Genomic DNA, 19,095 nt, shown 5'->3' with positions numbered 1-19,095 from the left:
CCGGTGACGACAGCGAGGGAGAGTGAGGGAGCAGATGCCCAAGGCGTACGTCTTCACCCGCTACGGGGGCCCGGAGGCCGAGGCCCTGGTGGAGCGGGACCGGCCGAGCCCCGGACCCGGCGAGGTCCTCGTCGCGGTGCGCGCCGCCGGTGTGAACCCCGTCGACTGGAAGCAGCGCACCGGGCACCGCCGTCCCGGCGGCGAGCCGCGCCCGCTGCCCGCCGTCTTCGGCAACGAGGTCGCGGGAGTCGTCGTGGAGACCGGCGCCGGCGTGACCGGGTTCGCCGTCGGGGACGAGGTCTTCGGCAACCCGGTGGACGGCGGATACGCCGAGTACGCCCTGCTGCCTGTCGCCGTCACCGCCCGCAAGCCCGCCGGCCTGTCGTTCACGGACGCGGCGGCGCTGCCCGTCGCGGCGGCGACCGCGTACGACGGCATCCGTCAGCTCGGCCTTCCCGAGGGCGCCACCCTGCTGATCACCGGAGCGGGCGGTGGAGTGGGTGTGGCTGCCGTGCAGATCGCGCGGGACGCGGGGCTGCGTGTCGTCGGGGTCGCGAGCGCGGGCAAGAAGGACTTCGTCGAGTCGCTCGGCGCGGTGCACGTCCCGTCGGGGCCCGGCCTCGCGGAGCGGCTGCGCGCCGCGGCGCCGGACGGCGTGGACGGCGTGTTCGACCTCGTCGGGGGAGAGGCGCTGGAAGAGGCGGCGTCCGCGCTGGTCGACGTCACGAAACTGATCACCGGCGCGGACCGCGAGACGGTCGCGAAGTTGGGCGGCACCGGAGTCGAACGGGCGCGTACGGCGGCCGTGCTCGACGAGGTGGGCCGGCTCGCCGCCGACGGCACGTTGCGCCCCTTCGTCACCCGGACGTTCCCGCTCGACCGCGCCGGCGAGGCACTGCGCGCCGTCGAGGACGGGCACGCCCGCGGCAAGATCGTGATCGAGGTGGCCGCGTGAGCACGCACCCCCTCGACAACCCGGCCCTCGGCTCCCTCACGGGCCCGCACGCCCACTTCGCCGAACGGCGCGGGCGCGTCCTGCGGTACCCGGTGGACGTGTCGCCCTGGCTGGCACTCCCGGACGAACCCGACGCCGACGACTGGGCGGACCTGGCGGCCCTGGTGGGCCCCGGAGGCGAGGCCCCCCTCGCCGGTTACGTCGGAGCGACGCCGGAGGGCTGGGAGGTGACGTTCAGCATCGAGGGCGTCCAGCTCGTCGACGAAGCGCTCGTGGCGGCGCCGGACCCCGAGGCGGTGCTCCTCGGCCCCGCCGACGTCCCCGAGATGCTCGACCTGGTGGAACGCACCCGGCCCGGCCCGTTCCTGCCCCGCACCGTCGAACTCGGCACCTACCTCGGCATTCGCCACGAGGGTGCCCTGGTCGCGATGGCGGGGGAGCGGCTGCATCCGCCGGGCTGGACCGAGATCAGCGCGGTCTGCACCGACCCCGCCCACCGGGGCAAGGGTCTGGCCGGGCGGCTGATCCTGGCCGTCGCGTACGGCATCCGCGAGCGCGGCGAGACGCCCTTCCTGCACACCGGCGCGGGCAACACCAACGCCATCCGGCTCTACGAGTCCCTGGGCTTCCGGCTCCGCCGTCCGACCCGGTTCCTGGCCGCACGCGTGCCCGAGCGCCTGGACGACGGGCGGACCGTGGGCGTGGGGTGACCCTCCGCCGCTGAGCCAGGACCGGCCGCGAGGCCGTCGGCTCAGCGGCCGGGCGGTCCGCCGGCCGGTCCGCCCGGCGCGGCGAGGTCCGTGCCCGTGGCGTTGTAGCGCAGCAGATAGGCGGCGAAGCGGGCGAGGTCCTCCTCGGGCCAGCCCGTCAGCCGCTCCCGGAACGCGACCCGGCGGCTGCGGGTGACCTGCGCGAGGATCTCGGTGCCCGTGCCGGTCAGATGCAGCACCTGGACTCGGTGGTCCTCGGGGTCCGTGCGCCGCTCGATGAGCCCGGCCCGCTCCAGCGCCGCCACCTGCCGGCTCACCGTCGACTTGTCGAGTGCGTAGTGCGCGGCGAGGTCGGTGGCCCGGCAGCCGCCGACCTCCTCCAGATGCCCGAGCAGGGTGTACGAGACCAGGGACAGCTCGGGGTGCATGCGGCCCGCCGAGGCGCGGGCCCGCCGGGCGAACACGGTCATCTCGCGCTGGATGGTCTCGACCGCCGCGTCGGCCGTCGTGCCGACCGCCGCCGGGCCGTCGTGTGCCCCGCCGTCCGTCGTGGACGGCGTCCCGATGGTGACAACGCTCTCATCGGAGCCTTCGGATGCCCTCACGGGACCTCCCTTCCCAGTCCTGGTTGTATAGTACAACTGGATAGAGAGTTGTATATGCCAACCAAAGGAGTGCGCGTGCTCACCGAACTGCGCTCACCGGCCCTGCGCCATGTGCTCACGCACCTGGTCACCCCGCTGCTGATGTGTCTCGGCATGGGGCTGGCCTACATGGGTGCGTTCGTGACGCCGGAGCCCCACCACCTTCCCGTCGCCGTGGTCGGCAGCGGCCCCGAGACCAAGGCCTTCGCGCAGACGGTCAAGGACCGGGCCGGGGACAAGCTCGACGTCCGCACCGTCACGGACCGCGACCGGGCCGTGGACCTCCTCGAGTCCCGTGACATCACGGGCGCGTACGTGCCGAGCGCCAAGGCGCCCGAACTGGTCGTGGCCACGGCCGCCTCCGACATGGGCGCCACCGCCGTCGAGCAGGTCTTCACGCCGGTCGCCGCGCAGCAGGGTCTGCCCCTGAAGGTCACCGACGTCGCCGCACCCGTCGACGACGACCCCACCGGGCAGGGCCTGTTCTTCCTGCTGATCGCGCTCAGCATCGGCTCCTACGCCTCCGTCGCCGCGCTCGGCGCCGCGGGCGCCGGACTGGCCCTGCGCGTACGGGCGTTGCTCGCCGTCGGGGTCTCCGCCGTGGTGAGCGGCATCGGTGCGGCGCTCGCCGGTCCGGTCTTCCACCTCGCGCACCACGACCTCACCGCCGTCTGGGCGATGAGCTGGCTCTACTCCGCCGGCATCCTCTTCGTCGGCGTCGGACTCCACACCTTCCTCAAGCGGTGGACCACGCTCGCGATGATGGTGCTGTTCGTGATGCTCAACTTCACCAGCTCCGGCGGCCTGTTCCGGCCGGAGCTCCAGAACGGCTTCTTCGGCACCCTGCATTCCTTCTGGAACGGCGCGGGCTTCGTCGAGGGCGTCCGGAGCCTCCTCTACTTCGACGGTGACGGGCTCTCCGGCACCGTGGGGACGCTCGTGGGCTGGCTGTCGGCCGGCCTGGTGGTGACCGCCGTCGCCGGTGTCGTCGAGCGGTCGCGCGGCCGGCACGCCGCGCAGGGCCCCGGCGTGGCGGAGCGGACGCAGCGGCCGGAGCCGTCGACGCCCCGCACGGCGGAAGGCCCGGAGGGGGAGTTGGAGGAGCTGGAGGAGTCGGTCGGCGTCTGATCGTTCGCGTGCCGATCGCTCCTGTAAGGTGGCCGTCCCGGCCGCGGACCGTCGCCGCCGGACGAGTTGCCGAGGAGGTGAGACCCATTACCGCTGTGTCAGGTCGGGTGCTCTCCTCCGTGAGCGACCGGATCACCGTCTCCAGGTGACCGCGAGAGCGCCCTTCGGTTCGTCGAAAGGCCCTCGGCTTCATGCCTCTGTCTCCTGATGGTCCCGGTTCCGTGCCCTCGTCCGACGCCACGGACACCGTGGTCGCCGCTCTCCGCTCCGCCGGCTGCGTCTTCGCCGAGGACGAGGCGGAGCTGATTCTCGCCACCGCCCGCACGCCGGCCGAGGCCGTCGCGATGGTGGACCGCCGCGTCGCCGGACTTCCTCTCGAACACGTCCTCGGCTGGGCGGAGTTCCACGGCCTGCGGATCACGCTCGAACCCGGTGTCTTCGTACCCCGCCGCCGCACCGAGTTCCTCGTCGAGCAGGCGGTGGCCCTCGCGCCCGGCGCCTCGGTCGTGGTGGACCTGTGCTGCGGTTCGGGTGCGGTCGGCGCCGCGCTGGCCGCGTCCCTCGACGAGCTCGAACTGCACGCCTCCGACATCGATCCGGCCGCCGTCCACTGCGCCCGCCGCAATGTCGCGCCGTTCGCCGGCCGCGTACACGAGGGCGACCTGTTCTCGGCCCTGCCCGACACCCTGCGCGGGCGCGTCGACGTCCTGGCCGCCAACGTGCCGTACGTGCCCACGGACGAGGTCGGGCTGCTCCCGGCGGAGGCCCGGGACCACGAACCCCTGGTCGCGCTCGACGGAGGAGTTGACGGACTCGACCTCGTGCGCCGCGTCGCCGAGGGCGCGCCGCGCTGGCTCGCCCCCGGCGGGTGTCTCCTGGTCGAGACGAGTGAACACCAGGCCGCCACCGCCGTGGAGGCCTTCGCCCGCGCCGGCCTGATCGCCCGGCTCGCCGTGTCGGAGGAGGGCTGGGCCCACGTCGTGATCGGTGTGAAGCCCTGACCGTCGGGCCTGAAGGCCCCGACCGTCGGGGAGGGGGGCGCGACATGCCGCGTTCGGACCCTGATCGGCCGTTCGGGCCGCCCCACGCGCCACACTCCCTCTGACCGTGGAGGCCAGAGGGAGGACCGGACATGAGCAGTGCCCCCGAGCGGTTCGACGCGTGGGAGATCGAGGAGTCCGGGCCGGCCGACGCGCCCACCCGGGTGCTGCTGCTGGCCGGCGCGCTGTGCAGCGCCGCGTTCTACGACGACCTCGTGACCGCGCCTCCGCTCGCCTCCGCGCCGGTGCGGCTGCTGGCGGCGACCCTCCCCGGCCACGCGGGCACCACCCCGCCCGAGGACCTCTCGATGGAGAACTACGCGGCGCTGGCGGGCACCCTTGCCGCCGAGCGCGGCTGCGACGTCGTCGTCGGCCACAGCCTCGGCGCCAACATCGCCCTGGAGATGGCGGCCGGCGGGCACTTCGCCGGCCCCGTCGTCCTGCTGTCCCCGGCCTTCTCGGCGTCCGACGAGGACAAGGCGCTGACGATCGCCGACACCCTCGGACGGGTTCCCGGTGTCGGTGCGCTGACCTGGTCGGGGCTCCTGAGACTGACGCCCCGTGCGATGGCCGGCCATCTGCCGGAGGAGCGCCGTGAGGCGCTCGCCGCCGAGTTCGCGAGGAACGATCCAGCCTTCTGCCGCAAGGCGGTCCGGCACTACTTCGCGTATCTCGACCGGTACGGCTCCCTCGTCGACCGGCTCCGTGACTCCGGTGTGCCCGCCTGGGTCGTGCGCGGCGACCACGACGACGTGGACCTCGCGCCGGTGGAACGGGCCGCGCTCGAAGCCGGCCCCGCGGTGTCGCTCGTCGACGTCCCCGACGCCGGCCACCTGGTGATGATCGACCGGCCCGAGGTGGTCGCGGAACTCGTGGCCCGGGTCGCCCTGGGCTGAACAACCGCCCGAAGCGCACCCCGGCCAGGTCCCGACCGTCCGTCGGCCGAGTGACCCTCCTCATTGTGCAACTAGTTGCACAATGCGTGTCGCGTCGTCTACAAAAGACGTACGACACCGCCCACGGAGGGGCCCATGAGCCGTTACCCGCACCTGCTGAACCCGCTCGACCTGGGCTTCACCACCCTGCCCAACCGCGTACTCATGGGCTCCATGCACGTGGGCCTGGAGGAGGCCGAGCGCGGCTTCGAACGCATGGCGGAGTTCTACGCCGCCCGCGCGCGCGGAGGTGTCGGGCTGATCGTCACGGGCGGCATCGCCCCGAACGACGCGGGCCGTCCGTACGAGGGCGGCGCCAAGCTGACCACCGAGGCCGAGTCCGACCAGCACGCCGGGATCACCGCCGCGGTGCACCGCGAGGGCGGGAAGATCGCGCTGCAGATCCTGCATTTCGGGCGGTACGCCTACCACCAGGACCTGGTCGCCCCGAGCCCCCTCCAGGCCCCGATCAGCCCGTTCCCGCCGAACGAACTCAGTGACGCGGACATCGAGCGGACCATCGACGACTACGCGCGCGCCGCGCGCCTCGCCCGCCGTGCGGGCTACGACGGCGTCGAGATCATGGGCTCCGAGGGCTACCTCATCAACGAGTTCATCGCGCTGCAGACCAACCGGCGCGAGGACCGCTGGGGCGGCTCGTACGAGAACAGGATGCGCTTCCCGGTCGAGATCGTCCGCCGCGTGCGCGAGGCCGTCGGCGACGACTTCATCATCATCTACCGTCTGTCGATGCTCGACCTGGTGCCCGGCGGCTCCACGCTCGACGAGGTCATCACCCTCGCCCGCGCCGTCGAGGCCGCCGGAGCGACGATCATCAACACCGGCGTCGGCTGGCACGAGGCCCGCATCCCCACCATCGCGACCTCGGTGCCGCGCGGCGCGTACGCCTGGGTGACCAAGAAGGTCATGGGCTCCGTCGGGATCCCCCTCATCACCACCAACCGCATCAACACCCCCGAGATCGCTGAGCAGTTGCTCGCCGACGGGCACGCCGACATGGTCTCGCTGGCCCGTCCGATGCTCGCGGACCCCGATTTCGTCGCCAAGGCCGAGGCGGGGCGCCCGGACGCCATCAACACCTGCATCGGGTGCAACCAGGCCTGCCTCGACCACACCTTCAGCGGCAAGATCACCTCCTGCCTGGTCAACCCTCGCGCCTGCCACGAGACGGAACTCGTCCTCGCGCCGACCCGGCTGCGCAAGCGCGTCGCCGTCGTCGGCGCCGGGCCCGCAGGCCTCGCCTGCGCCGTCAGCGCCGCCGAGCGCGGCCACGACGTCACCCTGTTCGACGCGGCGGCCGAGATCGGCGGTCAGCTCAACGTGGCCCGCAAGGTCCCCGGCAAGCAGGAGTTCGACGAGACGATCCGCTACTTCCGCACCCAGCTCGAACTGCACGGCGTGGACGTCCGATTGGACACCCGGGCCACCGCCGACACCCTGGAGCCCTATGACGAGGTGGTCGTCGCCACCGGCGTCAGCCCGCGCACTCCCGAGATCCCGGGCGTCGACCACCCGAGCGTCGTCGGCTACCTCGACGTGCTGCGCGACGACGTCCACGTCGGCGAGCGCGTCGCGATCCTCGGCGCCGGCGGCATCGGCTTCGACGTCGCCGAATACCTCACCGACAGCGGCGACAAGGCGAGCGAGGACCCGGCGACGTACTTCCGCAGCTGGGGCGTCGACATGGACTACCGGGCGGCCGGCGGCCTCGCCGCCCCCGAGCGGCCGGCCCCGCCGCGCACCGTCCACCTCCTCCAGCGCAAGGCCACCAAGGTCGGAGCGGGACTCGGCAAGACCACCGGCTGGATCCACCGCACCGAACTGAAGCACCGGGGCGTCACCATGGTCCCGGGTGTCCGGTACGACCGGATCGACGACGCCGGACTGCACGTCACCGTCGACGGACACAGCCAGGTCCTGGAGGTCGACACCATCGTGCTGTGCACCGGGCAGGACCCGCGCCGCGACCTCTACGAGGAGCTGCGCGCCACCGGCCGGGGCGTGCACCTCATCGGTGGCGCCGACGTGGCCGCCGAACTGGACGCGAAGCGCGCCATCAAGCAGGGCACCGAACTGGCGGCGGCGCTGTAGTCGCCCCCGCGTTCCGGGGCTCTTCCAGCAGACGGGGTTCCGTTCGCGCGTCTTTCATGGAGACGCACAACTGTTTTGGAGTGCCACGGGTCACACCAGGCAGGAGCAAACGCCTCCAAAGATCACAAGGGGGAAATATGCGATTCAACCGTTCCGTCCTGGTGGCCGGTGCCTCGGCCGCGCTGCTGATGGGGGCCTCGACCGCGCTGGCGGCGCCCGCCTCGGCCGCGCCCAACACCACACCGCAGAAGGTCTGTGGCAGCGCGTACAAGACGGTGAACTCGGCCGCCATCGGGTCCCAGGGCACCGTCTACCTGACGTACAACGCGTCCAACGGCAAGAACTGCGTCACGACCATCCGCAACAGCCCCGGCACCGCCGTGGACATGTCCGCGTGGATCTACGTCTCCGACACGGGCGTGGGCGACGACGACTACGGGCAGTTCACGTCGTACGCCGGACCGACGTACGTGTACGGCAAGGGTCACTGCGTCGACTGGGGTGGCCAGATCAAGAACGTGTACACGCAGATCTCCGGCTCCAACTGCGGCGCCTTCAAGGAGCAGCGCGTCACCTTCACGCGCTGACCCACGGCTTCGGGCGGCCACCGCGTACATCCCGGTGGCCGCGCGGGGACGCGCGGACTCGCCCCGGCGGACTCACCGAGTTCCTCCGGGGCGAGTCCCTTGCGCGGTGTGCCGCGGCGCGCGGCCGGCCGTCGGGCGGTGTCCCGGGCGCTCCCTAGGATGACCCCATGTCACTCCCGCACGCGATCCTCACCGCCCTGCTCGAGAAGCCCTCGTCGGGCCTCGGGCTGACCCGGCGGTTCGACAGGTCGATCGGCTACTTCTGGTCGGCGACGCACCAGCAGATCTATCGCGAGCTGGGAAAGCTGGAGGCGGAGGGCTACATCAGGGAACTGCCCTCGGAACAGCCGGCCCGGGGCCAGAAGAAGAGCTACGAGGTCCTGCCCGCGGGCCGCGCCGAACTCGCCCGGTGGACGGCCGCCTCGCAGGACCCCAAACCGCTGCGCGACACCATGCTGCTGCGGCTGCGCGCCGCGGCCGTCGTCGGCACCGAGGGCGTCGAGGCGGACCTGCGCCGCCATCTCGCCCTGCACCGGACCCAGTTGGCCGAGTACGAGGAGATCCAGGAGCGGGACTTCCCGCCGGGAAAGGACACTCCCGAGGACCGGCTGCGTCACCTCGTCCTGCGCGCGGGCATCGACCTGGAGACCTTCTGGACCCAGTGGCTGACCCACGCGATCGAGGAGTTCGCCGAGCTGGACGGAGCCTGAGGCCCGCCGTCCGGACGACGGCGGGCCCGGACGACCGCCGGCGACGTGAGCCGGCGGGGCGGTCGCCCGGTGCCGCGGACCTCGGAGTCCGGTCAGAGGCGGTGGGGCTTGGAGCGGCGGCGCAGGAACCAGGCCGCCGCCACCGTGCCGGTCACGACCAGGGCCGCGCCTCCGGCGACGGTGACCGTGCCGTAGTCCTTCACGGCACCGCCGAGACCGCCCATGACGCCGCGTGACGGCGAGGCCGAGGCGGTCGCCGAGATCGTGGGGGTCGAGGGGGCCGAGACGATGATGGACTGGGTGCCCGCCGTCGAGCCGTCCCCGCACACCACGATGACCGTGTACGTGCCGGCGCCCACGCCCGTCCAGGACGCGGACTGACTGCTGCTGGTGCCGGTGAGCGGCATCTGCCGCCCCTGCGCGAAGTTGGCCTGTCCGCTGGAGAGCAGCGACGCGTTGCCGAAGCTGCTGCCGTTGCTCGGACAGGCGCTGGTGGTGACCGAGACCGAGGTACCGCTGGTGCTCACCGAGATCCCGGAACCCCATGCGACGGCCGCGGGGGCGGCCAGGGTGAGCGGAAGCGCAGCGGCGGCGGCCACGGTCAGGCCCGAACGGAGAAGTGTCTGAGTGGTACGCATAGGAACTGCCCTCCAGCGGCACGGTTGGCGGTACTTCCCATGCGCCGCCGAGGATCGGAAGGCCCGTGCTGCCTCAGGGAGAGCAAAAGCGCCCCGGGCCCGGTCCGCACGCGGGCGGGGACCGGGCAGGTGACGGATTCCATCGTCCGGCGGACCGCGGAGGGTGTTTCCGCCCCGGCCGCCCGGCGACGTACCGCACCCGCCGGGGCGGTGCGCGGGTCTCAGCTCCCGGTCGTCACGGAGCGCTCCGCCGAGAAGCCGCCCCAGGTGCCGTCGGGCAGCTTCGCCCTGAGGCGGACCCGGTGGGCCACACCGGCCTCCCGGCCGACGTAGAAGCTGTGGGTGGCGGTGCCGTGGGGCGGGTTGCCACCCCAGACGAGCGAGGTCGCGGCGTGCCCGTCGAGATGGATCTGGTACTCGCTGATCACCCCGTCCACCTCGGGCGCGATCCAGGCCAGATCGATGTAGTACGCCCCGTCCGCCCGGTGGGTCGTCGCGCGGAAGGCGCTCGGCGCCGTGCCCCGGCCGTCGTCGGAACCCGGCGCGGTGGTGAGCCGGACGGTGTCGCTCGCCGGCGAGGTGTTGTCCGCCGCGTCGCGGGCGCGCACGGTGAAGGCGTAGGCCGTGCCGGGCCGCAGTCCCGTGACCACGGTCGCCGTCTGCGCGCCGCCGACGCTGTGGATCTTCGACGTGCCCTGGTAGACGTCGTACGAGGCCACGCCGCCCTTGTCCGTCGACCGCGTCCACGACAGCTGGACCGCCCGGCTGCCGACCGCCTTGCCGTGCGGGCCGCCGGGGCGGGTGGGCGGTGTGCGGTCGGCCGCGACCGCGGCCGGGGTGGTGGCCCGCACCCGTTTGCTCGCCGGCCCGAGCGCCCCCGCGGCGTTCCGTGCCCGGACCGTGAAGACGTAGGCGGTGGACGGTTCGAGCCGGGTGACGTCCACCATGTGCTCCGAGCCGGGGACCTCGTCGACCACGGTGTTGCCGCGGTACACCGCGTAGTGGGTGACGGGCGGGTCCTCGGCGGCGAGGTTCCACATGACGTGGACGCTGGTCGCGCTGCCCGCCGCGGCGGTCACGCCGAGCGGCGCCGCGGGCAGCCGCTCGCCCTGCTCCGCCGACGGCGCGCCCCATCCGCAGGAGGAGAGTACGAACAGCGCGCCGCACACCAGCACGCGCAGGACGGTGGGGGGAACGTCTCGCACGGGGTCGCCTTCCCTCGACGGGATTGGTCTGTACCTATAAGACACGGCTGACGCGGCCACATCAAGAGGGGTGACGGGTCGATGGCCGGAGCGGGGCGGAGGTACGTATGCTGATCCTTGACGCGGCCTGAACTCGCCCCGGTATCAGGGGAGTTCCTGCCCGCGGCGCGGACCCGCTGTCGTCGCTGATCCCGCGCCGGCGCGTGCGGTCGAGTGGCCGGAGCCCTCTGCGGCTCGGGCCCTCGACCGTGCGGCGCCCGCGGAGAACGTGCCGCCACGCCCCTGATCCGCCGCCTCGGATCCGAGGGTGCGCGTGCATCGTCCGGCCCCCCTCCGGTGGACGCACCGTCAGAGGCCCACCACATTGGGGCAGGTGACTCCGTGTCCCCCAGGAGAGGGTCTCCCATCGTGCGTGTCCAGTCGCTGACGCTGGCCGCGGCCGCCGCCGCCCTGCTCGCCTCCGCCCCGGCGGCGCTGCCCTCGGCCCCCGCGGCCGGCCCCTCCGGCAGCCGGGCCCCCGCGGTCCGGGAGGGCGCCGTCGGGGCCGCCGACCTGCTGGCGAAGACGCGCGACTGCGCCGCCGTCTCCAGGGGGCGCTACCGCACCGACGACGGCACCCCTGCCGAGATCCCGGTCTGCGGCACCGGGAGCGCCGTCTTCTGGAAGGCCGACATGGACATCGACTGCGACGGCAGGCCGGGCCGCCTGTGCAACGACCGCACCGACCCGCTCTTCTCCGACAGCACGGCCTTCCAGCAGTCCGACGGCCGCTACCTGAGCGCCGAGACCCTCCCCTACATCGTCGTCCCGGCGGCCAGCGCCATCTGGAACCACCGGGACCACGGCATCGGAGCGGGCTCGGCCGCCGCCGTGATCTACCGCGACCGCGTCCAGTACGCCGTCGTCGGCGACACCGGTCCGAGCGACATCATCGGTGAGGCCTCGTACGCCACGGCCAAGGCCCTCGGGATCCGCCCCGACCCGCGCGGGGGCGGCACTCCGTCCGGTGTCACCTACATCGTCTTCAAGAACTCACGGGTCTCACCCATCGAGGACCACGCCGCGGCGGTGACGGCGGGGGAGCGGCTGGCCCGGACGTTCGTGAGCGGCGGCTGAGCCCACCGGCGCATCCCAACCGGCTCTCCGGCGAGCGGTGTTGGTCCTCGCGATGTCACTCCTCGCGGCGACGGGTGTGTCGGTCGGTGGGCGGTGTCCGGGGTGGACGGGCCGTCAGACGGCGGCCCAGCCGTTGTCCACGGGCAGGATCACGCCGTTGATGTTGCTCGCGGCGTCCGAGGCCAGGAACACGATCGCGGCCGCCTGCTCCTCGGCCTCGGCGGCCCTGCCCATGTTGCCCATGTACGGGGCGAGGGCGGCCGGCCCGTGGGCGCCCGCCTCGACGTCCACGGTGATCGCGGTCCTGGTGCCGCCCGGGGCGACCGCGTTGGTGCGGATGCCCTGGTCCCGGTACATCACGGCCAGCGACTTGGTGAGCCCCACGACGCCGTGCTTCGAGGCGGTGTAAGCGGCTCCTGCGGCGCTGCCGCGCAGGCTCGCCTCGGAGGCGGTGTTCACGATGGCACCCCGGCCGGCGGCCAGCATGTGCGGCAGCACGGAGCGGGCCAGCAGGAAGGGAGCCGTCAGGTTCACCCGGATCACCCGCTCCCACTCCGCGTCGCTCACCTCGGCCACCGCCGACATGCGATCCATGATCCCGGCGTTGTTGACCAGCACGTCGACGCCCCCGAACCGCTCCACCGCCGTGGCCGTCACGCGGTCGACGACGGCCTGTTCGCTCAGGTCGCCCGTGACCGGCACGGCGGTGCCGCCCGCCGCCTCGATCTCCGCCACGACGGCCGCGGCACCCTCGGGGTTCAGATCGGCCACGACCACACGCGCCCCCCGGGCCGCGAACGCGAGCGCGGCGGCACGGCCGATGCCCGAGCCCGCGCCCGTGACGATGACGCTGCGGCCGTCCGGTCCCGTGGTGGTCATGACGTTCTCCCTGAGGTGCGTACGAGGGCGCGGCGGAGGTGCCGCGCGGCAACAGTACGACTTAATGTCGCTGAATGACAGAAACTCTCGGAGGCGGTGGGGAGATCGCTAGACTCGGGCCCCGCTCCCGGCCCCGGGCGGCGGACGCGGATCCGAGGAGTCAGCGGTGTCGGACGGTTCGAACGGCGACCACACGGGACGGGGGCGCGGCCGCACCGGCAGGCCACCACTCACCGACGAGCGCAGGGCCGCTTTCCGCCAGGAGATCGCCCGCGCGGCGGTGGAACTCTTCGTCGACCAGGGCGTCACCGCCACCACCGGGGAGCAGATCGCCCAGGCCGTCGGTGTCTCGTCGCGGACCCTGTGGCGTTACTTCCCGAGCAAGGAGAGCTGCGTCAGCCCGCTGTTCGCCGCCGGGATCGACGCGATCGCCGCGGCCCTGCGGGCCTGGCCCGAGGGCGGCCCGCTGGAGGACGCGCTGGAACGCGCCACGAGCGGCGAGGGCCTGATGCCGCTTCCGCAGCTGCCGAGGGTCCGCGCGCTGCTGCGGCTGACCCGCACCGAACCCGGACTGCGGGCCGTCTGGCTCCAGGCCCACGACGACGCCGAACCGGCATTCGCCCGCGCCCTCGCCGACCGGGCCGGGCTCACCGCCGTGGACCTCCGCTCCGAGATCCAGGCGGCCATGCTCAACGCGGCGCTGCGTGCGGCGGTGGAACACGACGCCTGGCGCAACGACGCCGACGGGTCCGGCCCCGAGAGCACGCACTCCGAGGTGACCGCGACCGTCCGGTCGGCCCTCGGCGTGGTGGCGCGAGGGATCTCCTGACCCGGGCTGCCGGCTCGCCGGACACGCCGGCAGTCGCGACGGCGGGCTCCGTCGCGGCTGCCGGGACGCCTCGCACTCTCCGGGGCGTCCGTCCTCACTCCTTGCGGTAGCTGTACGCCTCCGCGGCCGCCGCCTCCACCGCGGCGAGGTCGCCGCCCGCCGACGCCGTGACCACAGCCGCCACCGCGCCCTCGACGAACGGGGCGTCCACCAGGCGGGTGTTGTCGGGGAGTTCGTCGCCTTCGGCGAGCAGCGCCTTGACCGTCAGCACGGCGCTGCCCAGGTCCATGAGTACGGCCACGCCGGCGCCCCCGTCCACGGAGGCGGCCGCCGCGGCGATCAGTTCCGAACTGGTGCCGAGACCGCCGTCCGTCGTGCCGCCCGCCGCGGCGACGGGAGCGGTCGTGCCGCCACCGGCCAGGCCCGTCGCCAGTTCGGCGACGGACGACGCGACGGCGGCACTGTGCGAGACCAGCACGATGCCCACGAGCGATCCCGCGGTCCCGGAGGTGTTCGTGGTGTCACTCACCGGCCGCCTCCACGAGTGCTCCGATCAGGAGCGACGCGGACGTCGCGCCCGGGTCCTGATGGCCGATGCTGCGCTCGCCGAGGTAGCTCGCGCGGCCCTTGCGGGCCTGGAGCGGTGTCGTCGCCGTCGCGCCCTCCTCGGCCGCCGTCTTCGCCGCCCCGAACGACTCGCCCAGCGCGTCGACCGCGGGAACGAGGGCGTCGATCATGGTCTTGTCGCCGGGCGCGGCTCCGCCCAGCGCCATGACCGCGTCGACGCCCGCGCGCAACGCGTCCGCGAGCTGTTCCTCGCTGACCTCGCCGGCGTCGCCCAGGGCCTTGCCGGTCCGGCGCAGCAGCGTTCCGTACAGGGGCCCGGACGCGCCGCCGACCGTCGAGATCAGCTGCCTGCCGGCCAGCGTGAGCACTCCGCCGGGGGTGTCCGGGGCCTCCTTCTCCAGCGTGGCCTCCACGGCGACGAACCCGCGCTGCAGGTTGCTGCCGTGGTCGGCGTCACCGATCGGCGAGTCCAGGTCGGTGAGCCGCTCTGCCTCGCGGTCCACGGACGCGGCGGTCGCCGTCATCCAACGGCGGAAGAAATCGGCGTCGAGCACGGAATCTCCTTGCGTGGTACGGAAAATGACCTGGAGTCGGCCGGTTGACCTCCGGTGGCGGCCGAATGCGTGTTGACCGCGTTCACACGCCCCAGCGCAGGCCCGGCGTCTTCACCGGCGCGTCCCACAGGCGCAGCAGCTCCTCGTCGACCTGGCACAGCGTCACCGAGGCACCGGCCATGTCCAGCGAGGTCACGTAGTTGCCGACCAGCGTGCGGGCCACCGCGACGCCGCGTTCCGTCAGGACGCGCTGCACCTCGGCGTTGAAGCCGTACAGCTCCAGCAGGGGAGTGGCGCCCATGCCGTTCACCAGGACCAGGACCGGGTTGCTCGGCGAGAGGTCCTCCAGGATCGCCTGCACGGAGAAGTCGGCGATCTCCCGCGAGGTCATCATCGCGCGCCGTTCCCGTCCCGGCTCGCCGTGGATACCGACGCCGAGCTCCAGCTCCCCGGCCGGCAGGTCGAAGGTCGGGCTGCCCTTGGCCGGGGTCGTGCAGGCGGCGAGGGCGACGCCGAAACTGCGCGAGTTCTCGTTGACCTGCGTGGCCAGCGCCTGGACCCGATCGAGAGGGGCGCCCTCCTCGGCGGCGGCACCCGCGATCTTCTCGACGAACAGGGTGGCGCCCGTGCCGCGACGGCCGGCCGTGTACAGGCTGTCGGTGACCGCCACGTCGTCGTTGACGAGCACCTTGGCGATCTGGATGCCCTCGTCCTCGGCCAGCTCGGCCGCCATGTCGAAGTTCAGGACGTCACCGGTGTAGTTCTTCACGATGAAGAGCACTCCGGCGCCGCTGTTCACGGCCGCCGCGGCCCGCAGCATCTGGTCCGGCACCGGTGAGGTGAAGACCTCGCCGGGACAGGCCGCGGACAGCATGCCGGGTCCCACGAATCCCCCGTGCAGCGGCTCGTGCCCGGAACCGCCGCCGGAGACGAGGCCCACCTTTCCCGCGACCGGGGCGTCCCGGCGGACGATCACGCGGTTGTCTACGTCCACCGTCAGCTCGGGATGGGCGGCCGCCATGCCCCGCAGCGCGTCCGCGACCACCGTCTCCGCCACGTTGATGAGCATCTTCATGGGAACCTCCTGGTGAGAAGAGTCGCTGGGCTCCTTCTCCCATAATGCCCACGTTTGGGGCGGGTCCGTCGGTCGGCGGCCGCGGCGCGGCCCCGCTCGGGCCGACGCGGGCCGGAGGCGACCGGCCCCGCCCGCCGCGAACGCGCCCGACCGGCCGGTCGTCCCGGCCGGCGAGCGGATCGGCGGTGCGAGGAGCTCACCCTCGGAAGTATCGGCGCTCGGGCGGCGATGGTCACGTGCGCGGACGTCCTTCGGTGCACACGGTGCACGCGGCGCACACCGGCACCGGTCCGGCACGCTTCCGGTGCCCCCTCTTCGCGTCCGGTGCGTGAGGAGTGTCCGGCGCGCGGGCCGGACGGCCGGACCGGTCCCTACTTCGTCGCGTTGCGCACCTGGAGGGTGCCGCGCTCGCTCTCCTTCAGGCCGCGGCCGATGATCAGGCGCTGGATCTGGTTGGTGCCCTCGAAGATCTGCATCACCTTGGCCTCGCGCATGTAGCGCTCGACCGGGAAGTCGCGGGTGTAGCCCGCGCCGCCCAGCACCTGGACCGCGTCGGTGGTGACCTTCATGGCGTTGTCCGTCGCGATGAGCTTGGCGATCGAGGCCTCGGACTGGAAGGGCAGGCCCTCGTCCTTGAGTCGGGCGGCCGCCAGCGTGGTGGCCCGGGAGGCCTGGACCGCCGCGGCCATGTCGGCGAGGACGAAGGCGAGGCCCTGGTGCTCGATGATCGGCCGGCCGAAGGTCTCCCGCTCCCGCGAGTAGCGCAGGGCGTGGTCCAGCGCGCCCTGGGAGAGGCCCGTGGCCACCGCGGCGATGCCGAGCCGCCCGCAGTCGAGCCCGGCGAAGGCGATCCGCAGGCCCTCGCCCTCCTCGCCGAGCCGGCGGTTCGCGGGGACCCGGGCGTTCTCGAAGCGGACCGTGGCGGTCGCGGACCCGGTCAGGCCCATCTTCTGCTCCGGCGGATCGGCCACCACGCCCGGTGTGTCGGCGGGGACGAGGAAGCACGAGATGGCGTGCGAGCCGGAGTCCGACGTACGCGCCATGACCGTGTAGAAGTCCGCGTGGCCGCCGTGGGTCGTCCACGCCTTGGCGCCGTTCAGCACGTAGTCGTCGCCGTCCCGTACGGCGCGCGTGCGCATCGCGCCCGGGTCGGAGCCGGCGTGCGCCTCGGACAGGCAGTAGGCACCGAGCAGCTCGCCGCCGAGCATGTCGGGCAGCCACTCCTTCTTCTGCTCCTCGGTGCCGAACGCGGCCAGCGCGTAGCAGGACAGCGCGTGCACCGAGATGCCGACGGCGACGCTCGCCCACACGGCGGCGATCTCCTCCAGTACCTGGAGGTAGACCTCGTACGGCTGGTCGCCGCCACCGTGCTCCTCGGGGTACGGCAGGCTCAGCAGCCCGGCCCGTCCGAGCGTGCGGAAGACGTCACGGGGGAAGCGCGCCTCGGCCTCCGCCTCGGCGACACGCGGGGCCAGCTCCTTCTCGGCGAGCTCGCGCGTCAGGGCGATCAGGTCGACGGCTTCCGGTGAGGGGAGCGTGCGGGTCGCGGGCATGGGACGTCCTCGGGGGGTGCGGTCCCGCACTGCGGGATTTTGATACTCCAGGCGATACAAGAGTATCGTTTTTGGTACCGCTCGGCCATGGGTGACCGCGCGTGCGTGTCGGGAGACGGATTCCGGTCGTCGAGGGCCGGTGCGGACGGGTGTGGCCCGCCGTGATCCCGTCGCCACCGCGACCGCGGAGGCTCCCCGCCGGGTCCGCCGGGTCCGCCGGGTCCGCCGGGTCCGCCGGGTCCGCCGGGTCCGCCGGGTCGGCGCTCGCCGTGCCCGGCCGTCCCCGCTCGGGGGCGAGGGTTGCCTTCGGGGAGGAGCGGTTAGGCTGAGATCATGCCGTCCCCTCGCCGCACCGCGCGCCAGACCGACCTGTTGGAACGGCTCGTCGCGCTGCTGGTGGCGGAGGGGTTCGCGGCCTTCACGCTCGACGAGCTGACCGAGCGGCTGCGCTGCTCGAAGACCACGCTGTACCAACTGGCGGGCAGTAAGCAGGAGTTGGTGCGCGAGGCGGTGAAGCACTACTTCCGCGAGGCCGCACAGTCCGTCGAGAAGCAGGTGGCCGACACCTCGGCGCCCTCCGAGCGAGTGGTGGTGTACCTCAGCGCGGTCGCGCAGCAGCTGCGGCCGCTGTCCCGGCAGTTCCTCGACGACATGGCCGGATTCGAGCCGGCGCGCGAGGTGTACGAGGCCAACACGCGCCTCGCCGCGGCCAGGATCCGGCAGCTGATCGCGGACGGCGTCACCGCCGGAGCCTTCCGCGACGTCCACGCCGCCTTCGTCGGCGAGGTCGTCGCCGCGACCATGCAGGAGATCCAGCGCGGCGAGGTGGCCGCGCGCACGGGGCTGAACGACGCCGAGGCCTACGCCGAGCTGGCGTCCCTGATCGTCCACGCCGTCTCCCCCTGACGGACGCCCCCTGCCCGGGGACGGGGGCGTCCGTGCCTCAGGCGGGTTCGTCCGCCGCGGCGGACGGCGTACGCAGGTCGTCGGCCTCCGGCAGCCCCGCCACGTCGACCCCGCGCACTTGTGCCAACTCGTGCTTGAGGGCGGCGAGTTCGGTGCCTCCCGCCATGTGGTGGGTGAGGTCCTCCAGGCTCACCTCGCTGCGGGGCGCGCTGAGTTCGAGGGTGCCGAGGCGCAGGACGCTGAAATGGTCGCCGACCATGTAGGCGTGGTGCGGGTTGTGGGTGATGAAGATGACGCCGAGGCCCCGCTCCCGGGCCGCCGCGATGTACTTCAGGACGACACCGGACTGCTTGACCCCGAGCGCGGCCGTCGGCTCGTCGAGGATGAGGACGCGTGCGCCGAAGTGGACCGCCCGCGCGATCGCCACGGACTGGCGCTGGCCGCCGGAGAGCGTGCCGATCGGCTGGTCGAGATCGTCGAGGTCGATCCCCATGGTGCGCAGCTCCTCGTCCGCGGTCCGCTTCATCCGCGCGATGTCGAGACGCCGCACGGGCCACGGGCCCCTCGTCAGTTCGGAGCCGAGGAAGAAGTTCCGCCACACCGGCATCAACGGAACCGTCGCCAGGTCCTGGTAGACGGTCGCGATGCCTTTGGCGAGCGCCTCGCGCGGGGTGCCGAACCGCACCGCCGTGCCGTCCACGAGGAACTCGCCCTCCGTGTGCCGGTGCAGTCCGGAGACGATCTTGATGAGGGTGGACTTGCCCGCGCCGTTGTCACCGAGGACGCAGGTCACCCGGCCGGGGTGGACGGTCAGGGAAACCCCGTGCAGGGCACGGATGTTGCCGTACGACTTGCCGGCTCCGCGCAGTTCGACGATCGCGCCGGCGCCGTCCTTCTGCGGGGTCTCCGGGAGGACCGTGCCCGGTGCCTCTGGTCCGTCGGCTGTCATGGG

Annotated in this window: 20 protein-coding genes; 11 read left to right on the top strand and 9 right to left on the bottom strand. The window is 73.0% G+C overall.

Annotated features, from left to right (window positions below; all coding sequences use genetic code 11):
- The first annotated feature begins 34 nt into the window (after nucleotides 1-34).
- Both B0675_RS30645 and B0675_RS30640 read left to right on the top strand, forming a co-directional pair.
- Nucleotides 35-955, top strand: a complete 921-nt coding sequence (locus B0675_RS30645; protein ID WP_081222858.1) for an NADP-dependent oxidoreductase — start codon at nucleotides 35-37, stop codon at nucleotides 953-955.
- Entirely contained in the window at nucleotides 952-1,665 is a 714-nt protein-coding gene (locus tag B0675_RS30640) for a GNAT family N-acetyltransferase (protein WP_081222857.1), read from the top strand. The genes B0675_RS30645 and B0675_RS30640 overlap by 4 nt, the downstream gene beginning before the upstream one ends.
- A gap of 41 nt (nucleotides 1,666-1,706) precedes the next feature.
- Here the strand turns inward: B0675_RS30640 and B0675_RS30635 are convergent, their stop codons facing one another.
- A complete protein-coding gene (locus B0675_RS30635) occupies nucleotides 1,707-2,135 on the bottom strand; it encodes a MarR family winged helix-turn-helix transcriptional regulator (RefSeq protein ID WP_081223975.1) in 429 nt (142 codons plus the stop codon).
- Nucleotides 2,136-2,357: 222 nt separating this feature from the next.
- Here B0675_RS30635 and B0675_RS30630 point away from each other — a divergent pair, with 222 nt between their 5' ends.
- From B0675_RS30630 to B0675_RS30605, 6 genes are all read left to right on the top strand, one after another.
- Complete coding sequence (locus B0675_RS30630) at nucleotides 2,358-3,437, top strand: hypothetical protein (protein ID WP_081223974.1); 1,080 nt, start codon at nucleotides 2,358-2,360, stop codon at nucleotides 3,435-3,437.
- Nucleotides 3,438-3,628: 191 nt separating this feature from the next.
- On the top strand, nucleotides 3,629-4,438 hold the full coding sequence (locus tag B0675_RS30625; protein WP_081222856.1) for a putative protein N(5)-glutamine methyltransferase: 810 nt from the start codon (nucleotides 3,629-3,631) through the stop codon (nucleotides 4,436-4,438).
- A 131-nt stretch (nucleotides 4,439-4,569) separates the two neighbouring features.
- Nucleotides 4,570-5,373 carry an alpha/beta hydrolase gene (locus B0675_RS30620; RefSeq protein WP_081222855.1) on the top strand — a complete coding sequence of 268 codons (804 nt, stop codon included), beginning with the start codon at nucleotides 4,570-4,572 and terminating at the stop codon, nucleotides 5,371-5,373.
- A 135-nt stretch (nucleotides 5,374-5,508) separates the two neighbouring features.
- Entirely contained in the window at nucleotides 5,509-7,524 is a 2,016-nt protein-coding gene (locus B0675_RS30615; RefSeq protein WP_081222854.1) for an NADPH-dependent 2,4-dienoyl-CoA reductase, read from the top strand.
- Between the two features lie 137 nt (nucleotides 7,525-7,661).
- The gene (locus tag B0675_RS30610; RefSeq protein WP_081222853.1) at nucleotides 7,662-8,111 is read left to right on the top strand and encodes a spore-associated protein; all 450 of its coding nucleotides are present in this window, start codon (nucleotides 7,662-7,664) and stop codon (nucleotides 8,109-8,111) included.
- A 167-nt stretch (nucleotides 8,112-8,278) separates the two neighbouring features.
- Nucleotides 8,279-8,821 (top strand): PadR family transcriptional regulator, encoded by a 543-nt coding sequence (locus B0675_RS30605; protein ID WP_081222852.1) that lies wholly within the window; start codon nucleotides 8,279-8,281, stop codon nucleotides 8,819-8,821.
- A gap of 92 nt (nucleotides 8,822-8,913) precedes the next feature.
- Here B0675_RS30605 and B0675_RS30600 read toward each other — a convergent pair whose 3' ends face one another.
- Nucleotides 8,914-9,459, bottom strand: a complete 546-nt coding sequence (locus tag B0675_RS30600) for a hypothetical protein (protein ID WP_081222851.1) — start codon at nucleotides 9,457-9,459, stop codon at nucleotides 8,914-8,916.
- A 221-nt stretch (nucleotides 9,460-9,680) separates the two neighbouring features.
- Nucleotides 9,681-10,664, bottom strand: a complete 984-nt coding sequence (locus B0675_RS30595) for a fibronectin type III domain-containing protein (protein ID WP_081222850.1) — start codon at nucleotides 10,662-10,664, stop codon at nucleotides 9,681-9,683.
- A gap of 408 nt (nucleotides 10,665-11,072) precedes the next feature.
- Here B0675_RS30595 and B0675_RS30590 point away from each other — a divergent pair, with 408 nt between their 5' ends.
- Nucleotides 11,073-11,780, top strand: a complete 708-nt coding sequence (locus B0675_RS30590; protein ID WP_081222849.1) for a glycoside hydrolase family 75 protein — start codon at nucleotides 11,073-11,075, stop codon at nucleotides 11,778-11,780.
- Nucleotides 11,781-11,894: 114 nt separating this feature from the next.
- On the opposite strand, the gene B0675_RS30585 is transcribed toward B0675_RS30590, so the two are convergent.
- Nucleotides 11,895-12,659: an SDR family NAD(P)-dependent oxidoreductase gene (locus tag B0675_RS30585; protein ID WP_081222848.1), complete on the bottom strand. Its 765-nt coding sequence runs from the start codon at nucleotides 12,657-12,659 to the stop codon at nucleotides 11,895-11,897.
- 166 nt (nucleotides 12,660-12,825) lie between these two features.
- Here B0675_RS30585 and B0675_RS30580 point away from each other — a divergent pair, with 166 nt between their 5' ends.
- On the top strand, nucleotides 12,826-13,488 hold the full coding sequence (locus tag B0675_RS30580) for a TetR/AcrR family transcriptional regulator (RefSeq protein ID WP_081222847.1): 663 nt from the start codon (nucleotides 12,826-12,828) through the stop codon (nucleotides 13,486-13,488).
- A 94-nt stretch (nucleotides 13,489-13,582) separates the two neighbouring features.
- On the opposite strand, the gene B0675_RS30575 is transcribed toward B0675_RS30580, so the two are convergent.
- The 4 genes from B0675_RS30575 to B0675_RS30560 form a co-directional block, all read right to left on the bottom strand.
- Nucleotides 13,583-14,017, bottom strand: coding sequence for a PTS fructose transporter subunit IIA (locus B0675_RS30575; protein WP_081222846.1), 435 nt, complete (start codon nucleotides 14,015-14,017; stop codon nucleotides 13,583-13,585).
- Entirely contained in the window at nucleotides 14,010-14,609 is a 600-nt protein-coding gene (gene dhaL, locus B0675_RS30570; protein WP_081222845.1) for a dihydroxyacetone kinase subunit DhaL, read from the bottom strand. The genes B0675_RS30575 and dhaL overlap by 8 nt, the downstream gene beginning before the upstream one ends.
- Nucleotides 14,610-14,691: 82 nt before the next feature.
- Nucleotides 14,692-15,684, bottom strand: coding sequence for a dihydroxyacetone kinase subunit DhaK (dhaK, locus tag B0675_RS30565; protein WP_081222844.1), 993 nt, complete (start codon nucleotides 15,682-15,684; stop codon nucleotides 14,692-14,694).
- A 371-nt stretch (nucleotides 15,685-16,055) separates the two neighbouring features.
- The gene (locus B0675_RS30560) at nucleotides 16,056-17,237 is read right to left on the bottom strand and encodes an acyl-CoA dehydrogenase family protein (protein WP_081222843.1); all 1,182 of its coding nucleotides are present in this window, start codon (nucleotides 17,235-17,237) and stop codon (nucleotides 16,056-16,058) included.
- A 333-nt stretch (nucleotides 17,238-17,570) separates the two neighbouring features.
- On the opposite strand from B0675_RS30560, the gene B0675_RS30555 reads away from it, so the two are divergent.
- Nucleotides 17,571-18,143: a TetR/AcrR family transcriptional regulator gene (locus B0675_RS30555; RefSeq protein ID WP_081222842.1), complete on the top strand. Its 573-nt coding sequence runs from the start codon at nucleotides 17,571-17,573 to the stop codon at nucleotides 18,141-18,143.
- A 37-nt stretch (nucleotides 18,144-18,180) separates the two neighbouring features.
- On the opposite strand, the gene B0675_RS30550 is transcribed toward B0675_RS30555, so the two are convergent.
- Entirely contained in the window at nucleotides 18,181-19,092 is a 912-nt protein-coding gene (locus B0675_RS30550; protein ID WP_081222841.1) for an ATP-binding cassette domain-containing protein, read from the bottom strand.
- Nucleotides 19,093-19,095 lie beyond the last annotated feature (3 nt).

Origin of the sequence: Streptomyces sp. M41(2017) (genome assembly GCF_002078175.1) — a bacterium.
Classification (GTDB): Bacteria; Actinomycetota; Actinomycetes; order Streptomycetales; family Streptomycetaceae; genus Streptomyces.
Note: the sequence above shows the minus strand (reverse complement) of the source record. Positions and strands in the feature narration are given on the sequence as shown.